The 20,339-nt window shown below is 36.5% G+C and carries 19 protein-coding genes; 14 read left to right on the top strand and 5 right to left on the bottom strand.

Features of this window, described 5'->3' with window-relative positions:
- The first annotated feature begins 36 nt into the window (after positions 1 to 36).
- The 12 genes from ACK4HO_RS00490 to ACK4HO_RS00435 all read left to right on the top strand — a co-directional run bounded on the left by ACK4HO_RS00490 (position 37) and on the right by ACK4HO_RS00435 (position 10,992).
- Positions 37 to 537: a F0F1 ATP synthase subunit B gene (locus ACK4HO_RS00490; RefSeq protein ID WP_187659193.1), complete on the top strand. Its 501-nt coding sequence runs from the start codon at positions 37 to 39 to the stop codon at positions 535 to 537.
- Positions 537 to 1,070 (top strand): ATP synthase F1 subunit delta, encoded by a 534-nt coding sequence (gene atpH / locus ACK4HO_RS00485; RefSeq protein ID WP_409661829.1) that lies wholly within the window; start codon positions 537 to 539, stop codon positions 1,068 to 1,070. The genes ACK4HO_RS00490 and atpH overlap by 1 nt, the downstream gene beginning before the upstream one ends.
- A gap of 7 nt (positions 1,071 to 1,077) precedes the next feature.
- A complete protein-coding gene (locus tag ACK4HO_RS00480) occupies positions 1,078 to 1,554 on the top strand; it encodes a hypothetical protein (RefSeq protein WP_409661006.1) in 477 nt (158 codons plus the stop codon).
- A gap of 7 nt (positions 1,555 to 1,561) precedes the next feature.
- Entirely contained in the window at positions 1,562 to 3,139 is a 1,578-nt protein-coding gene (gene atpA, locus ACK4HO_RS00475; protein ID WP_409661003.1) for a F0F1 ATP synthase subunit alpha, read from the top strand.
- Positions 3,140 to 3,211: 72 nt separating this feature from the next.
- Positions 3,212 to 4,072 (top strand): ATP synthase F1 subunit gamma, encoded by an 861-nt coding sequence (gene atpG, locus ACK4HO_RS00470; protein WP_409661000.1) that lies wholly within the window; start codon positions 3,212 to 3,214, stop codon positions 4,070 to 4,072.
- 79 nt (positions 4,073 to 4,151) lie between these two features.
- The gene (locus ACK4HO_RS00465) at positions 4,152 to 4,589 is read left to right on the top strand and encodes a GNAT family N-acetyltransferase (RefSeq protein ID WP_409660997.1); all 438 of its coding nucleotides are present in this window, start codon (positions 4,152 to 4,154) and stop codon (positions 4,587 to 4,589) included.
- Positions 4,590 to 4,630: 41 nt separating this feature from the next.
- Positions 4,631 to 6,097 (top strand): lipopolysaccharide biosynthesis protein, encoded by a 1,467-nt coding sequence (locus ACK4HO_RS00460; protein WP_409660994.1) that lies wholly within the window; start codon positions 4,631 to 4,633, stop codon positions 6,095 to 6,097.
- A 1-nt stretch (position 6,098) separates the two neighbouring features.
- Positions 6,099 to 6,533: a dUTP diphosphatase gene (dut, locus tag ACK4HO_RS00455; protein WP_409660992.1), complete on the top strand. Its 435-nt coding sequence runs from the start codon at positions 6,099 to 6,101 to the stop codon at positions 6,531 to 6,533.
- A 25-nt stretch (positions 6,534 to 6,558) separates the two neighbouring features.
- Positions 6,559 to 7,569 (top strand): sugar phosphate nucleotidyltransferase, encoded by a 1,011-nt coding sequence (locus ACK4HO_RS00450; protein ID WP_409660989.1) that lies wholly within the window; start codon positions 6,559 to 6,561, stop codon positions 7,567 to 7,569.
- 6 nt (positions 7,570 to 7,575) lie between these two features.
- Positions 7,576 to 8,925 (top strand): tetratricopeptide repeat protein, encoded by a 1,350-nt coding sequence (locus tag ACK4HO_RS00445; protein ID WP_409660986.1) that lies wholly within the window; start codon positions 7,576 to 7,578, stop codon positions 8,923 to 8,925.
- Positions 8,925 to 9,713, top strand: a complete 789-nt coding sequence (locus tag ACK4HO_RS00440; protein ID WP_409660984.1) for a DUF4292 domain-containing protein — start codon at positions 8,925 to 8,927, stop codon at positions 9,711 to 9,713. The genes ACK4HO_RS00445 and ACK4HO_RS00440 overlap by 1 nt, the downstream gene beginning before the upstream one ends.
- A gap of 22 nt (positions 9,714 to 9,735) precedes the next feature.
- Complete coding sequence (locus tag ACK4HO_RS00435; RefSeq protein WP_409660981.1) at positions 9,736 to 10,992, top strand: murein hydrolase activator EnvC family protein; 1,257 nt, start codon at positions 9,736 to 9,738, stop codon at positions 10,990 to 10,992.
- A 59-nt stretch (positions 10,993 to 11,051) separates the two neighbouring features.
- Here the strand turns inward: ACK4HO_RS00435 and ACK4HO_RS00430 are convergent, their stop codons facing one another.
- From ACK4HO_RS00430 to ACK4HO_RS00415, 4 genes are read right to left on the bottom strand one after another with little or no spacing between them, the layout of a single operon-like run.
- Positions 11,052 to 13,211, bottom strand: coding sequence for a hypothetical protein (locus tag ACK4HO_RS00430; protein WP_409660978.1), 2,160 nt, complete (start codon positions 13,209 to 13,211; stop codon positions 11,052 to 11,054).
- A 12-nt stretch (positions 13,212 to 13,223) separates the two neighbouring features.
- On the bottom strand, positions 13,224 to 15,137 hold the full coding sequence (locus ACK4HO_RS00425) for a transglutaminase-like domain-containing protein (protein ID WP_409660975.1): 1,914 nt from the start codon (positions 15,135 to 15,137) through the stop codon (positions 13,224 to 13,226).
- 50 nt (positions 15,138 to 15,187) lie between these two features.
- Complete coding sequence (locus ACK4HO_RS00420) at positions 15,188 to 15,697, bottom strand: acyl-CoA thioesterase (RefSeq protein WP_171221202.1); 510 nt, start codon at positions 15,695 to 15,697, stop codon at positions 15,188 to 15,190.
- A gap of 57 nt (positions 15,698 to 15,754) precedes the next feature.
- On the bottom strand, positions 15,755 to 16,699 hold the full coding sequence (locus ACK4HO_RS00415; RefSeq protein WP_409660972.1) for an SPOR domain-containing protein: 945 nt from the start codon (positions 16,697 to 16,699) through the stop codon (positions 15,755 to 15,757).
- Positions 16,700 to 16,800: 101 nt separating this feature from the next.
- On the opposite strand from ACK4HO_RS00415, the gene dprA reads away from it, so the two are divergent.
- Positions 16,801 to 17,913: a DNA-processing protein DprA gene (dprA, locus tag ACK4HO_RS00410; RefSeq protein WP_409660969.1), complete on the top strand. Its 1,113-nt coding sequence runs from the start codon at positions 16,801 to 16,803 to the stop codon at positions 17,911 to 17,913.
- A gap of 10 nt (positions 17,914 to 17,923) precedes the next feature.
- Positions 17,924 to 19,339 (top strand): hypothetical protein, encoded by a 1,416-nt coding sequence (locus ACK4HO_RS00405; protein ID WP_409660966.1) that lies wholly within the window; start codon positions 17,924 to 17,926, stop codon positions 19,337 to 19,339.
- 1 nt (position 19,340) lies between these two features.
- On the opposite strand, the gene trpS is transcribed toward ACK4HO_RS00405, so the two are convergent.
- A complete protein-coding gene (gene trpS / locus ACK4HO_RS00400) occupies positions 19,341 to 20,318 on the bottom strand; it encodes a tryptophan--tRNA ligase (protein WP_409660963.1) in 978 nt (325 codons plus the stop codon).
- Positions 20,319 to 20,339: the final 21 nt, after the last annotated feature.

Raw genomic sequence — 20,339 nt, 5'->3', positions numbered from 1 at the left:
AAATTAAATTAAAAGACTATATAATTACTTTATAATATGGAAAAGTTAATAAATGATTTTTCATTAGGATTGTTCTTCTGGCAGTTTTTGATTTTCGTAGGATTGATTTTCTTATTGAAAAAATTTGCTTGGAAACCTATTCTTGATGCCGTAAACGAAAGAGAAGAAGGAATCAGAAACGCTTTGCTTTCTGCTGAAAATGCAAAGAAAGAAATGCAAAACTTGAAATCAGATAATGAGAAATTATTAGCTGAAGCAAGATTGGAGCGTGATACTATGATGAAAGAAGCTCGTGAAATCAAAGAAAAAATGATTAACGATGCTAAAGCAGAAGCACAAACTGCCGGTCAAAAAATGATCGAGCAAGCGAAAGCTTCAATCGAAAGCGAGAAAAATGCAGCTTTGGCTGAATTGAAAGCTCAGGTTTCGACTTTGTCATTAGACATCGCTGAAAAATTATTAAAAGACGAATTATCTAACAAAGAAGCTCAAACCAAATTGGTGGAGAAAATGTTAGGTGATGTAAAATTAAATTAATCGTTATGTCAAGAGCTGCGATTAGATACGCGAAAGCAATTTTAGAAACTGCGGTTTCAAGCGGAAACGCTGCTAAAGTAAACGAAGACATGTTGTCAATCGTTGCTTCAGTGGCCGGAAGCGCTGAATTAAGCGAATTTCTATCAAGCCCAATCATTTCTTCAGAAGTGAAAATGAGTGCTTTGAAAGAAGTTTTTGCTACGGTTCAGTCAGAAACCAATGCTTTATTCAGATTGCTTCAGGAAAACAAAAGATTTGAAATTTTAGCTGAGGTTGCCCAACAATTCAATGCCCAATTCGACGTAATGAATGGTGTTGAATTAGCCAAAGTAACTACTGCTTTCCCAATTACTGCTGATTTGCAAAATCAAGTATTGGCTAAGATTGCAACGATTTCAGACAAAAAGATAACTATCGAAAACATCGTAGATCCATCCATCATTGGCGGATTTATTTTGAGAATAGGAGACAAACAATACAATGCTTCTGTGGCAAACAGATTGCAAGAATTAAGAAGAGAATTCACTAACTAAAATTAAGATGAAAAAACTATTTACAGTATTGTTTTTGTTGATTAGTCTTGCCTCTTTCTCTCAAAAGATAAAGTTGAAAAAAGGCGATGTTTTAGTTGATGAAAAGGAGTGGCTTAAATATAAAAAAGATGTATTCGATTACTCAATTTTGAATTTAAAGGGTGACGAAATAATCTTTATCAAATATGTTGTAAGAGGACCAAACAATCAGGTTTTTAGCAAAGAAGGAGAACCAAATTATTATCAAATTTCTTTTCTAGGCTTAAACAAGAAAGTTGAAATCAGAAGATTTGAAAAAGATATTTTGGAGATTTTGTATTCTGCTAAAGTGGTTAACGAAGATGGGACATTGAATCCAGAGAAAGTAGAAACACTTGTTGAAAAATACGGAAATCAATTTTCCGAAAACAATGGCAATAAAACAATTATAATCAAAGAAGAACCAAGAAGCGGTTCAGGAGTTAATATCAACATAAGAAGATAATATTATTATGGCGGAAATTAAAGCTGCTGAAATTTCAGCAATATTAAAAAAACAATTAGAAGGATTCCAATCTGGCGCAACTTTAGAAGAAGTGGGATCAGTACTTCAAGTAGGTGATGGTATCGCTCGTGTTTATGGTTTGTCAAACGCACAATACGGTGAGTTAGTACAATTCGATAACGGATTAGAAGCGATTGTTTTGAACTTAGAAGAAGACAACGTAGGTGTTGTACTTTTAGGACCATCAACCGGAATTAAAGAAGGTTCTATCGTAAAAAGAACCCAACGTATTGCCTCTTTGAAAGTAGGTGAGCAAATCGTAGGTCGTGTTGTAAACACACTAGGTGAGCCAATCGACGGTAAAGGACCAATCGGTGGTGAGTTATACGAAATGCCATTGGAAAGAAAAGCTCCCGGAGTTATCTTCCGTCAACCGGTAACTGAGCCGTTACAAACAGGTATCAAGTCAATCGACGCGATGATTCCTGTAGGTAGAGGTCAACGTGAGTTGGTTATTGGTGACCGTCAAACAGGTAAAACTACAGTTTGTATCGATACTATCTTGAATCAAAAAGAATTCTATGATGCTGGGCAACCGGTATTCTGTATCTATGTTGCTATTGGACAAAAAGCTTCAACAGTAGCAGGTATTGCAAAAACATTAGAAGAAAAAGGCGCTATGGCTTATACAACAATTGTTGCAGCTAACGCTTCAGATCCTGCGCCAATGCAGGTATATGCTCCAATGGCAGGTGCTGCTATCGGAGAATATTTCAGAGATTCAGGTCGTCCTGCTTTGATTATCTATGATGATTTATCAAAACAAGCGGTTGCTTACCGTGAGGTGTCTTTGTTGCTAAGAAGACCACCGGGTCGTGAGGCTTATCCTGGAGACGTATTTTACTTACACAGCCGTTTATTAGAAAGAGCTTGTAAAGTAATTGCGGATGATGATATCGCAAAAAACATGAATGACTTACCTGATACATTGAAACCAATCGTAAAAGGTGGCGGTTCATTAACAGCTTTACCAATCATTGAAACACAAGCGGGTGACGTTTCTGCGTATATCCCAACCAACGTAATTTCGATTACTGACGGTCAGATTTTCTTGGATGGTGATTTATTCAACTCTGGAGTTCGTCCGGCGATTAACGTAGGTATTTCGGTATCCCGTGTTGGAGGTAATGCTCAAATTAAATCAATGAAAAAAGTAGCAGGTACTTTGAAATTAGACCAAGCACAATTCCGTGAATTGGAAGCGTTCGCAAAATTTGGTTCTGATTTGGATGCAGTTACTTTAAACGTAATTGAAAAAGGTAGAAGAAACGTTGAAATCTTGAAACAAGCCGTAAACGATCCTTATACCGTTGAAGACCAAGTAGCCATTATCTACGCTGGTTCTAAAAACTTGTTGAGAAACGTTCCTGTAAACAAAGTAAAAGAATTCGAAAGAGATTATATAGAGTACTTGAACAACAAACACAGAGATGTTTTAAATGCTTTAAAAGCCGGTAAGTTAGATGATAACATTACTGACGTTTTAGAGAAAACAGCTAAAGAAATTTCAGCAAAATATAATTAATATAAGTGAATAGTGATTAGTAATTAGTGACAAGCTAATTACTAATTCCTAGTTACTAATTACTCAAGAAAAATGGCAAACTTAAAGGAAATCCGTAATAGAATTACTTCCGTTCAGTCGACGATGCAGATTACATCGGCGATGAAAATGGTTTCTGCCGCAAAGTTGAAAAAAGCACAAGATGCCATTACAGCAATGCGACCTTATGCCGAAAAATTAACGGAATTATTACAAAGCGTTAGCGCTACTTTAGACGGAGATGCCGGTGGACAATACACTATTCAACGCGAAATCAATAAAGTGTTGGTGGTAGTTATTACCTCTAACAGAGGTTTGGCCGGAGCATTTAATACCAATGTAATCAAACAAGCAAAAGAAGTGGCTGATAGCTACGCCGGAAAACAAGTAGATTTTTTTGCTATCGGTAAAAAAGGAAACGACTTTTTCAGAAAAGTAAATACCGTAATCGAAAACAAAAGCGAAGTATTTGACAACTTAACTTTTGATAATGTTGCCGAAATCGCTAACGTATTAACGGATAAATTCGTTTCCGGAGAATACGACAAAATCGAAATCGTTTACAACCAATTCAAAAATGCCGCGACACAAATCGTGCAAGTAGAACAGTTTTTACCTTTAGCACCAATCGCTTCTGATAAGCCTGTTTCAACCGGAGATTACATTTTTGAACCTTCGAAAGAAGAAATCGTGTTGACCTTGATTCCAAAATCATTAAAAACACAATTGTACAAATCTATTAGAGATTCTTTTGCTGCGGAACACGGTGCGCGTATGACAGCAATGCACAAAGCAACAGACAACGCAACCGAATTGAGAAACCAATTGAAATTAACTTACAACAAAGCACGTCAAGCAGCGATTACCAATGAAATTTTAGAAATCGTTGGTGGAGCAGAAGCTTTGAAAGGATAATTTTCAAAACAATATTTTCACAAAAAGAGTCAACGCGAGTTGGCTCTTTTTTTATTACTTTTAAATTAAAATTCAACCAATGCAAGTCAAAGAACTTACAACCATATCCGATATGCTGGAGCAATTCAACACCATCCAATTTCTGTATCCCAATATGACTATCGAACGCTATGAATCATTCTTGAAAGACATGATTCCAAAGAGCTACAAACAAGCAGCCGTTTTTGAAAATAATGTTTGTGTCGGATTGACAGGATTTTGGTTTGGCACCAAATTATGGACCGGAAAATACATAGAAATCGATAATTTCATTGTCCATCCCGCCCATCGTCAAAAAGGAATCGGTGGGATTATTTCGAATTATATAGATGAAAAAGCCAAAGAGCTTGACTGCACTTGTATAGTCTTAGATGCATTCACCGGAAACTTTCCGGCGCACAAATTCTATTATAACTTGGGCTATGTACCAAGAGGTTTTCATTTTATCAAAACTATTGACGAAAATGGATTTTCATAATCCAATAAAACCCTATTTTTGTTTCACTAACTGGAATCACCTTGAGTTTATATAAAAGTCTTTTCAAGCAAACACTGATCTATGGTTTAGCCACGGTTTTACCCAGAATGATTAGCTTTTTGCTGAATCCGTTATATGTAAATGAATTGCCCAAACAAGAGTTTGCTGATGTATCTATAGTATTCGCTTGGTTGGTATTTTTCAACGTGATTTTATCTTACGGAATGGAAACCGCATTCTTCCGATTTTACAATACCGAAGACAACAAGAAAGGGGTAATTTCTACTTCTACAGTTTCGATATTTTGGACGTCAATTGCGTTTTTAGGATTGGCTTTATTGTTCAGAAATACGCTGTCAGATTGGTCCGGCATCAAAGTCGAATATGTGACTTACACCATTTGGATTTTGGTGTTAGATGCTTTGGCGATTATTCCGTTTTCTCGAATGCGCGTGACCAAAAGACCAATGATGTATGCCATTGTTAAGATAGGCAATGTGATGGTCAACATGATTTTAAACTTGTTTTTCTTATTGCTTTTACCACAATTAGCACAAGACAATCCCGATGGGTTTTTCAATACCATTTATTACGAAAACTTCCAAGTCGGCTATATTTTTGTAGCCAATTTGATGGCGAGTTTCCTAACTTTTGTAGTGCTTTCTCCGGATTATTTGAAAATCAATTGGAGTTTCGATTTCAAACTTTGGAAAAGAATGATGCAATATGGTTTGCCCATTTTAATCGCAGGTGTAGCTTTTGCCATCAATGAACATTTTGATAAAATTCTCTTAGATTGGATGAATGTTTCTAAAGCAGACATCGGCGCTTATTCGGCTTGTTATAAAATCGGAATGTTTATGGTTTTGTTTAGAACGGCTTATACCTTGGGAATAGAACCGTTCTTTTTCAGCCATGCCGCCAATGAAAATGCCCAACAAACCTACGCCACAATTACCAAATATTTTGTGATTTTCGGTTCGTTCATCAGCCTTTTCGTAATTGCGTTTATCGATTTATTAAAATTACCGTTAGTTCCGGAAGACAGTTATTGGGTAGCTATTAAAGTAGTGCCATTGATTGTCTTGGCCAATTTCTTCTTAGGCATTTACACCAATCTGTCGGTTTGGTACAAATTAATTGACAAAACCAGAATGGGCGCTTACATTTCTATTGTTGGCGCTTTGGTGACACTTTTACTCAATTATTTGCTTATCAAACAAGGGTTTAGTTATTACGGCTCGGCAATAGCAACTATCGCAGCCTATGGAACGATGATGATTATATCCTATAAAATGGGACAAAAACAATATCCTATTCCTTATGACATTAATACGATTTTAAAATACTTAGGACTTTCCATTCTCTTTTCGGGAATCTCATTTTACATTCCCATTTTAAGAGAAAATTATTTCGTTAAGGTAATTTTACTATCACTATTTTTATACTTTATTTACCGCAACGAAAAAGAAACACTACTTCGAATCATAAAAAGAAAAGCCAAATAAAATGACCATCAAAATCATCAATAAATCCCAACACGAATTGCCCAATTATGAAACCATCGCTTCGGCAGGCATGGATTTAAGAGCCAATTTGACCGAATCAATCGTTTTAAAATCTTTAGAAAGAACCATTGTAAAAACCGGTCTTTTTATAGAATTACCCATTGGTTACGAGGCGCAAGTTCGCCCAAGAAGTGGCTTAGCAGCCAAAAAAGGAGTCACCGTATTAAATTCTCCCGGAACAGTTGATGCCGATTATCGTGGGGAAATCGGTGTGATTTTAGTAAATTTATCCAATGAAGATTTCGTCATCGAAAATGGCGAAAGAATTGCCCAATTAATCATCGCCAAACACGAACGCGCTGAGTGGATTGAAGTTCAGGAATTGTCTGAAACTTCTCGTGGCGAAGGCGGTTTTGGTAGTACGGGTGTAAAATAAGTTAAACAGTCTCAATTAATATAAAATGAAAATTATAGTACCAATGGCCGGTCGCGGTTCACGCCTTCGTCCACATACGTTAACCATTCCAAAACCTTTAATTCCCGTTGCCGGAAAACCAATTGTTTATCGCTTGGTAGAAGATATCGCCGGAGTTTTGAATCAGGAAATTGAAGAAGTAGCTTTTATTATTCATGAAAGTTTTGGCCAAAAAGTAGAAGACGAACTAATCGCAATAGCAAAAAAATTAGGCGCTAGAGGAACCATTTACTACCAAAACGAAGCTTTAGGAACCGGTCACGCCATTATGTGTGCCAAAGATTCTTTGAGCGGACCGGCAGTAATTGCTTATGCCGATACGTTAATCCGTGCCGATTTTGATTTAGACAAAACGGCTGATAGTGTGATTTGGGTCAAACAAGTGGAAGATCCAAGTGCTTTTGGGGTAATTAACTTAAACCTAAAGAACGAGATTGTCGAATTAGTAGAAAAGCCAAAGGAGTTTGTGTCTGACTTGGCCGTAATAGGAATTTACTATTTCAAAGACGTAGCCATTTTGAAAAATGAGCTGCAATCGGTTTTGGACAACAATATTATTCACGGCGGCGAATACCAAATCAATGACGGAATCAAGCAAATGATGGCAAAAGGCATGAAATTTGTGCCGGGAAAAGTAGACGAGTGGATGGACTGCGGAAATAAAGATGTAACGGTAGAAACCAATTCCAGAATGTTAGGCTTTTTGCACAATGACGGAGAAAATTTGATTGCCGAAACCGTTCGATTAGAGAATGCTACCATTATTCCACCATGTTATATCGGAGAAGACGTTGCCATTATCAACTCAATCGTTGGGCCAAATGTTTCTTTAGGCAAAGGAACTCATGTAAGCAATACCAAAATTCAAAATAGTTTGGTGCAAACCCACGCGCATATTAAAAATGCTAAATTAGATAACGCGATGATTGGAAATCACGCTACCTTTGACGGTGAATTCAAAAGCATAAGTATCGGAGATTATTCGGTTTTAGAATAGAAAGAAATGAAAAGACTTGTAATTTATGGTTTGTTACTCGGAATGTTCTGCATTCCCAATATTGCTGTGGCCCAAGAAGAGCCCAATAATATTGCCGTAATAGACGATGGATTTCAAGATCATTTCTATGAAGCGCTCAAGCAAAAGAGCATCGAAAACTACGATAAAGCGATTCAGTCCTTGGAAAGATGCAAAGAAATTCAGCCTGAAAATGCGGTGGTTTATTTTGAATTAGGGAAAAATTATTTGGCCCAAAAAAAATACAAAGACGCTTACGACAATTTTGAAAAGGTAACCCAAATGGATCCTCAAAATCGCTGGGCTTGGGTCGGCATGTATGATGTTTGTTATGATACACACGACTACAATCAGGCGATTGTTATTGTGCAAAAATTGGTCGAATTCAAAGCAGAGTACAAAGAAGATTTGACTTCGCTATACATGAATACACAGCAGTTTGACAAAGCTTTAGAACTGATTAATGACCTAAATGAAAAAGTAGGAAAGTCAGACAAACGCGAATTGTACAAAGCAGATATTCTTAAAGACGCCAAATACCAATCGGCAGAAAAGAACAATCTTTTGGACCAAATCAAAAAATTCCCCAAAGAAGAGTCTAATTATATTGCGCTGATTTACATGTATTCGCAAAGCAATCAGGAAGAGAAAGCTTTGGAAATCGCCAAAAAACTCGAGAAAGAAATCCCAACATCCGATTGGGCGCAAGTGAGTTTATTCAAATTTCATTTGAACAACAACGACGGTGACAATGCTATTAAAGCGATGAATATTGCCTTACCGAGTCAAAAAATCGATGCCAAAATCAAACACAGAATGCTCAATGAATTTCTGATTTTTGCCAAAAACAATCCGAAATACGAAGTCGATTTAGACATAGCCATTGCTTATTTTGACAATGACAAAGAAGTTAGAGTAGCCAAAGAAATCGGAAAATTTTATTATGCAAAAGCGGCTTGGCCCAAAGCGGTGAAGTATTTTGAAATGCATTTAAAAAGCAATCCTGAAGACATGGAAACGCTCTTGTTGTTGCTTCAGGCTTATACTGAAAACCAACAATTTGAACTCTTGGCCAAAAAGGCAGACGATCTGACGCAATTGTATCCAACACAACCACAGTTTTATTATTATGCAGGTTTGGCGTACAATCAAACGGGGAATTTCAAGAAAGCCGCTTCTACCTTGGAAACTGGCTTGGATTTTGTTATCGATGATACGGCTTTGGAAATCAATTTCAACATTCAATTAGGCGAAGCTTATAATGCTTTGGGCGATGTGAAGAAAAAAGAGAAGTATTTTATCAAGGCCAATGAACTCATTAACAAACAAAAGAAATAATGAAGTATTGGTATTTTATAGTGTTGGTCGTTTTTTTTGCTTCTTGCAAGTCAAAGGCTGTAATAGTGGATACTAATTCTGCTAAACCGATTGTGACGGCAAATGAAAACGAACTGACTTCCCAAAAAGTCATCGAGAATCACTACAACAATAAAAGCAATTTTTCCACGTTATACATTAGATCAAGCGCCAAATACAGAGACGAAAATCAGTCGCAAAATGTTTCGGCCGAAATCAAAATCAAAAAAGGAGAAAAGATTTTAGTAAGCATTCGGTTTTTGGGGATTACTATGGCCAAAGCCTTGATAACGCCTAATGAAGTGAAGTATTACGAAAAAATAAACGGTACTTATTTTGAAGGCGATTATGCCTCGTTAAGCGAATGGTTGGGAACCGATTTGGATTTCAATAAAATTCAAAATATGCTTGTGGGTCAACCGATAGACGATTTAACCAAACAACAGTATATGTCTGAGCTAACGGATAAATTCTACAAACTCAACGCCGTTCAAGATAAAACCGAAAAGACTTTTTTCTTTGAATTGAAAAATTATTTGCTCAAAAAACAAGAGGTTAACCAACCGGAAAAAGAAAGAATGTTTGCCGTGAATTATTCCGATTTTCAAACTTTCACTTCAGCTATTTTGCCTGCCGGTTTGTTTATCAATGCAGTACAAAAGAAAGGGAAAACAGAAATTTCAATTGATTACAATTCGGTTACTTTTAACGAAGAACTTTCATTTCCTTACAGCGTACCCGATGGATATGACCGAATTTTTATAAATTAGACTAGCCAAAATTTACTTTACTATGCCAAGATTCCTTTTCTGCTTATTATTCTTTTGTTTAGCTATGCCAATGTGGAGCCAGCCGCCCACACAGGAAGAACTCGAACAAAGAAAAGCCAAAATCCAACTCGAAATTCAGGAGAAAGAAAAGTTGTTGCAATCGGTTAAGAGTAAAGAAAAATCAGTTGTCGGGCAGTTATTGATTCAAAAAGAAAAAATCGGACTCAAAGAAAAACTTATCCGCACTACCGAAAAACAAACCAAATTATTGAGCAATGATATTTATATCAACCAACTCAAAATAAACCAGCTCAACCGCGACTTGGAACAACTGCGCAAAGACTACGCAGAGATGATTTTAAAGTCGTATAAGAGCCGTTCGGAACAAAGTAGGGCAATGTTCTTATTGTCGTCCCAAAACTTTCTTCAGGCTTATAAAAGAGCGCAGTATATGAAGCAATATGCGAGCTATCGCAAAATGCAAGGTGAAGAAATCAAAGGCAAAACAACACAGCTCGAAGATTACAATGTTAAAATCGGCGCACAAAAATCGGAGAAGGAAAAACTCATAGCCGAAAACGAAAAGGAAAAGCAGGAATTGGTAAAAGAAAAGCAAGAGCAGGAAAAAATCGCCAATCAGATCAAAAAAGAGAAAGGCAAAATCACGGCAGAAATCAAAAAGAAACAAGCCGAAACCAAAAAGATTGATGCCCAAATTAAGAAAATGATCCGCGATGCGATTATTGCGGCCAATAAGAAAACAGCGGCAGCCAACGTAAAATCAAATCCGAAAATCACGGCTGCGGAGAAAAAAGCCATTGAATCCTCAACAAATATCGTTTTAACGCCTGAAGGCAAATTGGTTTCTAATAATTTCAAGGCTAACAAAGGTAGATTGCCTTGGCCGGTGGAAAAAGGCGCCATTAGTTTAGGCTATGGAAACCAACCACATCCGGTTTTTAAAACCATTGAAGTTCACAATAGCGGTATCGAGATTTCTACCGAAAGTGGTGCTTCAGCCAGAGCGGTTTTCTCAGGCGAAGTGGTTCAAATTCAACAGGTAACGCCGCTTAAAAAAGCAGTCTTGGTGAGACACGGAGATTTCTTCACTCTTTACCAAAATTTAAGCTCAGTAAATGTTCAACCGGGCGATAAAGTTTCTGCCAAAGAAGTATTGGGTAAAATCAGAACCGACGCAGACGGACGCACCGTACTTAAGTTTGTTATTTCGCAAAACAGCACTTATTTTAATCCGGCCACTTGGCTGTCTTCGAGATAATAAAAAAATCCCGTTTCGTTATTACTAACAAAACGGGATTTTTTTTAAGGGAAATGGAATTAGTTTTTCTTTAATAAAACCTTTTCTTGAGTAAACTGGTAAGCTGCATCTAAGAAAGCAATCATTTTGGCCCAATTGGCATTAGGCTCATAATAGTTTTTATAATACTTAAATGTTTTGATTACCAATTGATTTCCTTTTACTTCAGCCGTTGCCGTAAATCCTCCGGTTTCATTTTCCACTTTTTTGTTTAGTTTTTCCAATCCGGAAACAGTATAGCCGGCCGGTATTTCTAAAATAATTTCATTTTCAAAAGAGCGTGGGTAAATCATGTAAATATTGTTTTTTCGGTCTTTTTCTTTTTGGTCAATTTCAATTTGAGAAGTCAACATTTTGCCGATTTCAATCAGGTATTTATCACCCGCTTTTTTGATTAAATTGTTTTTAACCACAAAAGTCTCTTCCATTTCCAAAGCCGATTTTTTACCGTAACGTCCGGTATTCTTGATTTCAAATTTGTAATCATCTACGTCAAATTCGTACTCTTCTTCCGTTGATTTTTCGAAGGCTTCTTTTTGTTTGTCCTTCATTTTATTAATCAAAGCAGTAAGTTCATTGGTGTATTGCTCTTTCTTCTTTTTGTTTTTAACATATTCTAAAAGCTGCGTTGTACCGTATTTTTTGTAATCTTCATACACATAATCATAGAAATTGAATTTGTCTTTTTGCTCGTTTTCTTTCAAATGACCCAAATAGGAAGACGCTCTTTTGATAGAAAAACCGGTAAAGTTATCTAGGGTTAAGGTTGTTATAGTTTTATAACTGTTTTCCTGATAAGTACTTGACGGAAGCACTACGGTTGAAGCATCGGTTACGCGTTTACCTTTCGAAACTTCCAACACATAGGCTTTTGAATTTTCTACTGTATAATCAATTTGGTCCGCACTGGTATAGGGCGAAAAGTATTGCAAGTAAACCGGATTTTTGGTATTTACTCTGATAAGCTTGGTCACATTGCCTTGGATTAACAAATCATCGATAGAACCGTTGTATCTTGGCGTGGCTACAATGATATCATAATCAATCTCATTCTTCTTGAGGAAGTACATGAAATAATTGATAAAAGATTCTTCATAACTAAAGAATATCGGATTGTAACCATAATATTCAAACGGATAAAAAAGCTTGGCTTCGTTAACTACAAAAGCTTCTATATAACGCGTATAATATTCGTGACGACAGAAATAATATACTTCGCGAATTTTTTCTTCGTCATTGGCAAAGGTTTTGCCTTTTAAGAAATCTTTGATGGGATCTAAGTTTCCGGAAGGCACAAACTTTTTGTTGTAATAATCGTAAATATCTCCTTTGGCCACCGTTTTTTTGATTTCTTTTTCGCTTTCAGCTAAAAAACCATCTGCTAGTTTTTCAAACTTCCCCGAACGGGCAAAAATTACCTGAAACTTGTAGCAAGGCATTTCCGCCAATGGATAAAACCAACGCGGGAATTCGTTCTTTTCGATGTTTTTTTCGGCCAATTCATAGCTTCTCTCTCCGCTGTTTTTGGTCGGAACTTGCTTCAAATCCGGTGCGCCGTTATAGGTATTGAAGTTTACGAAGAAGTCGTTTTCGGTTTCCAAAGTAATTTTTAAATCCATGGTTGGGTAAACGTCACCCAAAGGCGTTTCAACCGCTTCAAAACTGTAATCATAAACCGATTTGAAAGGTTCGATGCTGTAAAAATAAAAATCAATAATATCGCCAACTTCCAGATTAGCAATGGCTAATTTTTGTTCCCCATTGACTTCTTTAGAATCTTTTTCAGCATCTATTTCAACTTCTTTTCCATCGGGTTTTACCACTTTTACACCAATAAAATTGGTTCCTCTGCGCCAAAATCCGCTACCGTAAGCTTTGTTGGAATAGAATTTGGTTTTATAAGAAAACTGCGAAAACTCGGTTACTGCCGCTTGGTCTTGAAGCTTTATTCTCTTGCGAATGGCCGAAGTGTAAGTCACATTGGCGCCAAACTTATGGTAGTTATAATGTTCTCTTTTGTGAATGATTACTGCCGATTCGTTTTTCCATTTATCAGGAACCGTATTGGCTTTTTTGAATTCATCTTTGGCACCCCAAAAAAATTCTTTCACTTCTTTTTTATCTTGTGCTACTATCGAAGTGGTAACTAATAGCAAAAGCAATAACAGTTTGGCTTTCATTTGACTTTGGATTTATTTGGATAAGGTAATTTGTTGGTTGTAATTCTCGATTAGTTTTTTGTTGAAATCATTCCATTTTTCAATTTCATCGGCCTTGATACAGCCGTTTTTGAAAAGGAAGGTTTTTTTATAAACGATTTCCTTTCCGGTGTTTTCAAAACTAATGTTGATGTCAAAATTAGCCTCTTTAACCACAAGATTAGAAGGGATTTTGGTCACTTTATAACCGTCGGGAATTTTTAAAGTTATCAGTGAATTGAAATTGGTTTTGTAATCCATCTCATAATCCACTTTTCGGTCTTTTAATTCAAATCCTTTGTACTCATTCATAAAGTCTAAATCCACATAGATTTCATCGTCAAAAGAGGAAACTTTATTCGAAATGGCAATGGAATAGTCTAGTGTTAAAGGAATGTCGCGGTTTTTGAAGTCGCTTGTTTTCAAATCTTTTACTTGTATACTTTTGTTTTGTCTTGATAAAAATCCGTCTAAACGTTCTTTCTTTTTATTGGTTTCAAAACTGTTGTATACATTTAAAAATTGGGTTTTGCTTTCGCCAAAAAAACTTTTGTTACACAAACCAACAATGATTTCATTTTCAATACTCAGTGTTGCTTTGAAAAGTTCTTTGTTGCCGTCAGCGGTTCCGCCCGGTACTTTTTCGATGAGGCATTTTTCACCGTCTTCAATCATGACTTCTTTGTTTTGAATTCGCTCGGCATAATCGCCCAAAGAATTGAATTTTTCGGTTCCGTCAAGGTAAATCTTTTTACCTTTGTGAAATAAAGTACAAATCATGTGGTTGTCTACCGCTAATGAAGGCGTTCTGTAATCGTAGGCAATATGCTTGGTTCCAATCCAAGTCAGTCGCGCATCAAAACCGGCCAGTTTCAGCATTTGTTTGATTAAGTTGGCCATCCCTTTACAGTCACCATATCTTTTGGTAAAAACATTATTGGATTCATCGGGTTTGAATCCGGCAATCCCATCTTCAAAGGCAATGTATCGAATATTGTCCTGAACCCAGTAATAGATATTTTTGATTTTTTCTTCGTCAGTTTTGGCATTGGCGGTTAGTTCTGCTACTTTGTCTTTGAGCACGTTGGTGTCGTCTTTAATCATTAAAACCAGCGAACGATACCATTTGTATAAATCGTTATAATCGCCAAAAAGAGGTGTCTTAAAGCCATCTCTGGTATATGATTTGGCCAAAATTAAAATGTGCGGATAAATATAACTTCTCCCCGGAGTTTCGTCTTCTTTATATAGCGCCGGAACATCATCAAAGGTGTAAGTAACGTGCGTGATATTGCCTTCTTGGGTTGAAGTTTTGGTAATTTTATGGCCTTCAAAATTGAATTCTTTTAATTCAACTTCGAGCCAATTGGGAATGTCAAAGGCAATTTTTTTCTTTAGAATAGGATATTCGTCATTGAAATACAGCGCTGTAAAATACTTTACATCATCGTATTTTTTCTCCATTTCATATTTGTAATTGTAGCCTTGAACCGGAAAATCAACGGCGATGTACTTTACTTTGGCATCGTTGTAGAATAAATCGTTGTCTTTGTAAAATTCGTCCGTAACACTAAACTGTGCCGGTTTGTCATTTCGGTATTTCAAGGAGAAAGTCTGAATGCTTGACTCACTATCGTAAAATTCATATTTATGAATGTCTGCACGATGATTGATGTTCATCAAATTTTCTTTGGCAGTGTGATTCACAATGACTTTTCCGTCTTTTTTGTTCAAATCAAAGCTGACAAAATCACTACTTTCCAGGATGGCAATGTCATCTTTGGTGTATTTTTCTCGTAATTGTTTTGCCTTGGTAATGTCTTCGGGCGTTGGATCAATACCTTTTTGTGCTACAGCAACATTCACAAAAAGACATAAAAAAACCAACAAAAGTTGAGTGGTTTTCATTGTACAGAATTTTTGGAAATATACTGTTTTTTTGAATAAAAAAACGGCTGCTAAACAAATAATGCTTTTAGCTCTGTAGCATCGTGCGGATTCATTTTTCCGGCCAAGACCAAACTCAACTGTTTTCTGCGTAGCGCGGCATCAAATCTTGATTTTTCCAATTCAGTTTCCGGCTCAATTTGAGGCACAGGAACAGGATGTCCCATTTCATCAACGGCCACAAAAGTATAAATCGCTTCATTGGCTTTGGTTCTGTTTCCCGATTCACGGTCTTCAATCCAAACGTCAATAAAAATTTCCATGGAGGAATTAAAGGCTCTTGAAACTTTAGCTTCTACTGTTACCACGCTTCCCAAAGGAATTGCACGGTTAAAAGCTACGTGATTTACAGAAGCGGTTACCACTATTCTACGAGAATGTCTACGTGCGGCTATACTGGCAGCTCTGTCCATTCTGGCAAGTAATTCACCACCAAAAAGGTTGTTCAAGGGATTGGTTTCACTTGGCAAAACTAAATCGGTTAAAACCGTTAAGGAATCAGAAGGATGTTTAGGCGTCATGTTTTTTTTGCAAAGGTAATTACAGTAAACAAAAAATCCCGACAAATCGGGACTTTTTTATAGTTCTTCAATCAATAACCAAGCATCTTTATTGTCTAGTTTTTGAATGTCTTTCATCGCGCTTTGGGCTTCAGTATAGGAAGAATAACTTCCGTAAAGTACCGGAAACATGCCATGTTTATTGGCTGACAATCTTTTAGCTTTAAAGCCTAATTTCATCAGTGATTGATAGGCATTTTCCGCATTGCTTTCAATTCTGAAAACACCGGCAACTACATGATAAGGCTGTTTCTCATTTGGTACAGTTAAGGTCACACTTGGTAACGGATTCTCTATAAAGAAAGTGGCTTCTTGTATTTTTTGATTGATTTTTTTCTGAACATTAGATTGAACCATTAAGGTTTCTTGTTCTACTTGCGTCAAATAATTGTCATACAATTTGTAACCCAAAACGCCGGTCAAACCCAATGAAAGGGTGAAAACTGCAGCGTATTTCAAGGCTTTATAACTTCTTCTTTTTTCAGGAGTGAAAGCAATTGGCGCTTTTTCTTCGAGAGTTTCTGCAACTTGTTTGTAAGCTTCGCGTTTTACGGCAGGAGAAACAAATGAACTCAAACCAAAAGATTCTTTAAGGTAATTAACCTGATCAGCCGGAACAAAAACTAAGTTTTTTTCAGCGTTTAAAGTGAATTCTCCAATATTTTTGATGGAAAAACGACCTAATTCCTGAATTTTATTTTTCCAATCTGAAACTTCATTTTGAATGGCGTTTACCGCTATTTCATAGGCAATCTTTTCAGTTTGTGCCAAATGATTGGCCAATAAACCGTCGTTGTTTTTGATAAACGGATTGAACGAAACCAATTTTTTTGGCGGATAAAATGAATGGGCGTTTTCATCCAATTGCGCCGACTGGAATTCGGTCAAAAAAGCACCAAATCCGGGAACGGTAACGCATTGGTAACGGTATAATAATTGGGAAATGTATGGTTCAATCTTCATACCAACAAATTTAGAGAAACAATAGTAGTATCAAAAAATTATTCACAAATTTTATTAACAATTCAAAAGAAAAATATTTATTTTTGTAGTAATTTATTGATATGAATACCAGCGAACTTTTTCATGTTTTAGCACTTTTACGCATTGAGGGCGTTGGTGATATTGTGGCCAAAAAATTGATAAGCCATTGTGGTTCAGCGGAGAATGTTTTTAAAGCTAAGCTAAAAGCATTAAAAGCCATTGACGGCATAGGCCAAGTTTTGATTCAGAACCTAAATGACAAAAGTGTTTTCGAAAAAGCCGAACGAGAAGTACAATACATCCAAAACGAAAAGATCAAAGTATTGTACTTTCTGGATGATGATTATCCGGATAGATTAAAGCACTGTATTGATGGACCGGTTTTGTTATTTGCTTCCGGAAATTTCGATTTTCAAAATCGCAGAATGATTAGCGTTGTTGGTACAAGACAAATCACTTCTTATGGAACTGAGTTTTGCAAAAAACTCATAGAAGATTTAGCCATTTTCAATCCGGTTATCGTGAGCGGATTTGCTTATGGCGTTGATATAGTGGCGCACCAAGCAGCGATGGAGCACGATTTGCAAACCATTGGCGTTTTGGCGCATGGACTTAATCAAATTTATCCCAAAACACATAAAAAATACGTTGCCAAAATGGAACGAAATGGCGGATTTTTAACCGAATTCTGGAGCAGTTCAAATCCCGATAAAGAAAACTTTGTTAAGCGAAACCGTATTGTGGCCGGTATGAGTGAAGCTACGATAGTCATTGAAAGTGCCGAAAAAGGCGGATCGCTAATCACTGCAAATGTAGCCAATGATTACAACCGCGATGTGTTTGCCGTTCCGGGAAGAATTACAGATAAATACAGTCAGGGTTGTAATGATTTGATTAAAACCCAACGCGCCAATTTGATTACTTCAGCGGCAGATTTGGTCTATTGTTTGAATTGGGAGATTCATTCACCGACTAAGAATGAAAATAAAGTTATCCAAAAACAACTTTTTGTGTCTTTGGATTTTGAAGAACAGAAAATTTATGATTACTTGCAACAAAATGGCAAACAATCGCTTGATATTGTTGCACTTGATTGTGATTTACCTATTTTTAAACTTTCTTCGGTTCTTTTGACCATGGAATTAAAGGGAATAATCAGGCCTTTACCGGGGAAATTGTTTGAAGCGATTTAAAAAAATACCTATGAATATTATTGAAATAGCGGTGTTATTGTCTGTTGAACCAGCCCAAATGGGTTCATTCACCAAAGCAGATTTTACCGAAATAGAAAGCAGATTGGAAGTTGAAAAGCAAAATCATCCTAATCTGACTGACGAATCGATATTGCAGTTTTTTAAAGCGTTAAAAAAGCAGGCAAAGCCTTTTCAGACAGTAATGAATAACCGAGCGTTGTTTAACTTTTTTGCCCAAAAAAATTATTCCAAAAAACAATTTCAAGTTCAAGAGGAAGTTCTAGATACAGCAAAGATTCAGGCCTTTATCCAAACATTTTTATCGGATAGCCTCAACCCGTTTGTATTTGATAAAATTGTAGCCAATGATTTTCAGGAAATCGCCTTATTGGTTGAAGCGCATGAGTTTTTACCTTACTCATTTTCGGAACGAATTCTTTTTTATGCCAAAGAAAAACTTGATTTGGCCAACAATAATTTGAAACCACCATTTGGTGATTTTTCTAAAATACTTTACATAAAAGACGCTAACTTTTTTATTTTCCTGAATGGTTTAAAAAACGAAGAGCTTGAAGAAAAAGTCAAAATATTTTTTACCACTGTAATGAATCTGTACATAGCAGATAAGACTTCTGAATTGGCAAAGCGGACTTTTACAGCAATGAAAAATTACGAAGCACTTGACGAACAGCTTTCTAAAAATATAGGAATGCTTAAAGAAAGTGCGGAAATCAATTACAAGCCTTTTGCCGTAAATCGGAAGAAATATTATTGGATTTATGCCGTAGTAGGATTGTTTATCCTAATCAGAGTTTCTTTTTTCATCAGTGAAATTTCTGAAATAAATAACCAGTATGACAGTTACGAGAATTATGACGATTATGAAACCGATTCAGCGCCGAGAAAGTTAGACCGTTACTACACAGATATGAAGTTTAAAATTGACAGCTTCCGCATTTTTTTAGCCGATTATAATCAAGATCAAATTAAAAGATTAACCAAAATCAGTGATATTAAAACCGGGGAAAATCCGTTTGAAACCTTCTACGAAAACCAACCCACAGGAGAAAGCGGCAACAACATCAGAATACAAAACAGCAGCGATTATGATATGTTGCTTTTAGAAAATGCGGTATTGTATGACAGCATTAAAATCCCACGTACGGCTCATTTTATAAAAGCAGGTGATTTTGTTTATATCAACTTTAATAACGAAGACACCAGAACTATTTTCAATGTGTATATGGGAAAAAAATTGGCTACTTTCCAAACAGAAAGTAACCATTTATTTGTTAGAGGTGGTTCTATCGTTGAATACCGTTTTAGCGAATTGGCACCAAGCGCCAAAGCGATTTTAGCAGAAGACCATATCTTTGAAAACGATGTCAAGTTAAATTACAAAAACGGAGGATTGATAGAGGATTAAGCTATTCAAATCCGAGTTTGGTTCTCACTTTTTGCAAAACGCCATCAGCAATCTTGCCTGCTTTGGTCGCGCCCAATTTTAACAAACCATCAACTTCTTCCTGATGACTCATATAGTAGTTGTACTTTTCTCTTTCGGTTTTGAACTTTTCGCAAATCAATTCAAATAAAGCTTGTTTGGCATGACCATAACCAAAATCTCGGTTAACATTGGCATATTTGACTTTCATTTCGGCAATTTGATCCGCATTGGCAATTAATTTATAAAGCCCGAATATTTTACAAGTATCAGTATTTTTTGGTTCTTCCAATGGTGTACTGTCGGTTTCTATGCTCATGATTTGCTTGCGCAAGGCTTTGTCATCGAGGAAAATATTAATGATATTGCCACGGGATTTACTCATTTTAAAGCCGTCGGTTCCCGGTACATACATGGTTTCTTCTTGTACTTTTCCTTCAGGAATGACAAAAGTTTCGCCCATTTGATGGTTAAAGCGAGAAGCCACATCACGGGTAATTTCAATGTGTTGCATTTGGTCTTTTCCGACCGGAACAAAATTGGCATCATACAATAAAATATCGGCAGCCATCAACATTGGATACGAAAACAAACCGGCATTTACATCTTCTAACCTTTCGGCTTTGTCTTTGAAAGAATGGGCAAGAGTTAAGCGTTGGAACGGGAAAAAGCAACTCAAATACCATGACAGTTCAGCTGTTTGCGGTACATCGCTTTGGCGGTAAAAAATCACTTTATTGACGTCTAATCCGCAAGCCAACCAAACAGAAGCTGTGCTGTAAGTGTTTTGACGAAGTTCCGCGCCGTTTTTAATTTGGGTAACAGAATGTAAATCAGCAATAAAAAGAAAGGATTCGTTGCTTGGATTTTTTGACAGTTCAATGGCAGGTAAAATCGCACCTAAAAGGTTTCCTAAATGCGGCGTTCCTGTACTTTGAATTCCGGTTAATATTTTTGACATTTTCAATTTATTTCTAATCGC

The sequence above is a fragment of the Flavobacterium sp. genome, from assembly GCF_046296355.1.
Taxonomy (GTDB): domain Bacteria; phylum Bacteroidota; class Bacteroidia; order Flavobacteriales; family Flavobacteriaceae; genus Flavobacterium.
This window is presented reverse-complemented; position numbering and strand designations above follow the sequence as displayed.

Bases quoted from the DNA above. Each gene is read 5' to 3' on its own strand.
- ACK4HO_RS00465 (WP_409660997.1), top strand. From the start codon at position 4,152: ATGCAAGTCAAAGAACTTACAACCATATCCGATATGCTGGAGCAATTC.
- ACK4HO_RS00425 (WP_409660975.1), bottom strand. From the start codon at position 15,137: ATGAAAACCACTCAACTTTTGTTGGTTTTTTTATGTCTTTTTGTGAAT.
- ACK4HO_RS00420 (WP_171221202.1), bottom strand. From the start codon at position 15,697: ATGACGCCTAAACATCCTTCTGATTCCTTAACGGTTTTAACCGATTTA.
- ACK4HO_RS00450 (WP_409660989.1), top strand. From the start codon at position 6,559: ATGAAAATTATAGTACCAATGGCCGGTCGCGGTTCACGCCTTCGTCCA.
- ACK4HO_RS00415 (WP_409660972.1), bottom strand. From the start codon at position 16,699: ATGAAGATTGAACCATACATTTCCCAATTATTATACCGTTACCAATGC.
- ACK4HO_RS00480 (WP_409661006.1), top strand. From the start codon at position 1,078: ATGAAAAAACTATTTACAGTATTGTTTTTGTTGATTAGTCTTGCCTCT.
- dprA (WP_409660969.1), top strand. From the start codon at position 16,801: ATGAATACCAGCGAACTTTTTCATGTTTTAGCACTTTTACGCATTGAG.
- atpA (WP_409661003.1), top strand. From the start codon at position 1,562: ATGGCGGAAATTAAAGCTGCTGAAATTTCAGCAATATTAAAAAAACAA.
- ACK4HO_RS00435 (WP_409660981.1), top strand. From the start codon at position 9,736: ATGCCAAGATTCCTTTTCTGCTTATTATTCTTTTGTTTAGCTATGCCA.
- ACK4HO_RS00445 (WP_409660986.1), top strand. From the start codon at position 7,576: ATGAAAAGACTTGTAATTTATGGTTTGTTACTCGGAATGTTCTGCATT.
- ACK4HO_RS00440 (WP_409660984.1), top strand. From the start codon at position 8,925: ATGAAGTATTGGTATTTTATAGTGTTGGTCGTTTTTTTTGCTTCTTGC.
- dut (WP_409660992.1), top strand. From the start codon at position 6,099: ATGACCATCAAAATCATCAATAAATCCCAACACGAATTGCCCAATTAT.
- ACK4HO_RS00430 (WP_409660978.1), bottom strand. From the start codon at position 13,211: ATGAAAGCCAAACTGTTATTGCTTTTGCTATTAGTTACCACTTCGATA.
- trpS (WP_409660963.1), bottom strand. From the start codon at position 20,318: ATGTCAAAAATATTAACCGGAATTCAAAGTACAGGAACGCCGCATTTA.
- ACK4HO_RS00490 (WP_187659193.1), top strand. From the start codon at position 37: ATGGAAAAGTTAATAAATGATTTTTCATTAGGATTGTTCTTCTGGCAG.
- atpG (WP_409661000.1), top strand. From the start codon at position 3,212: ATGGCAAACTTAAAGGAAATCCGTAATAGAATTACTTCCGTTCAGTCG.
- ACK4HO_RS00405 (WP_409660966.1), top strand. From the start codon at position 17,924: ATGAATATTATTGAAATAGCGGTGTTATTGTCTGTTGAACCAGCCCAA.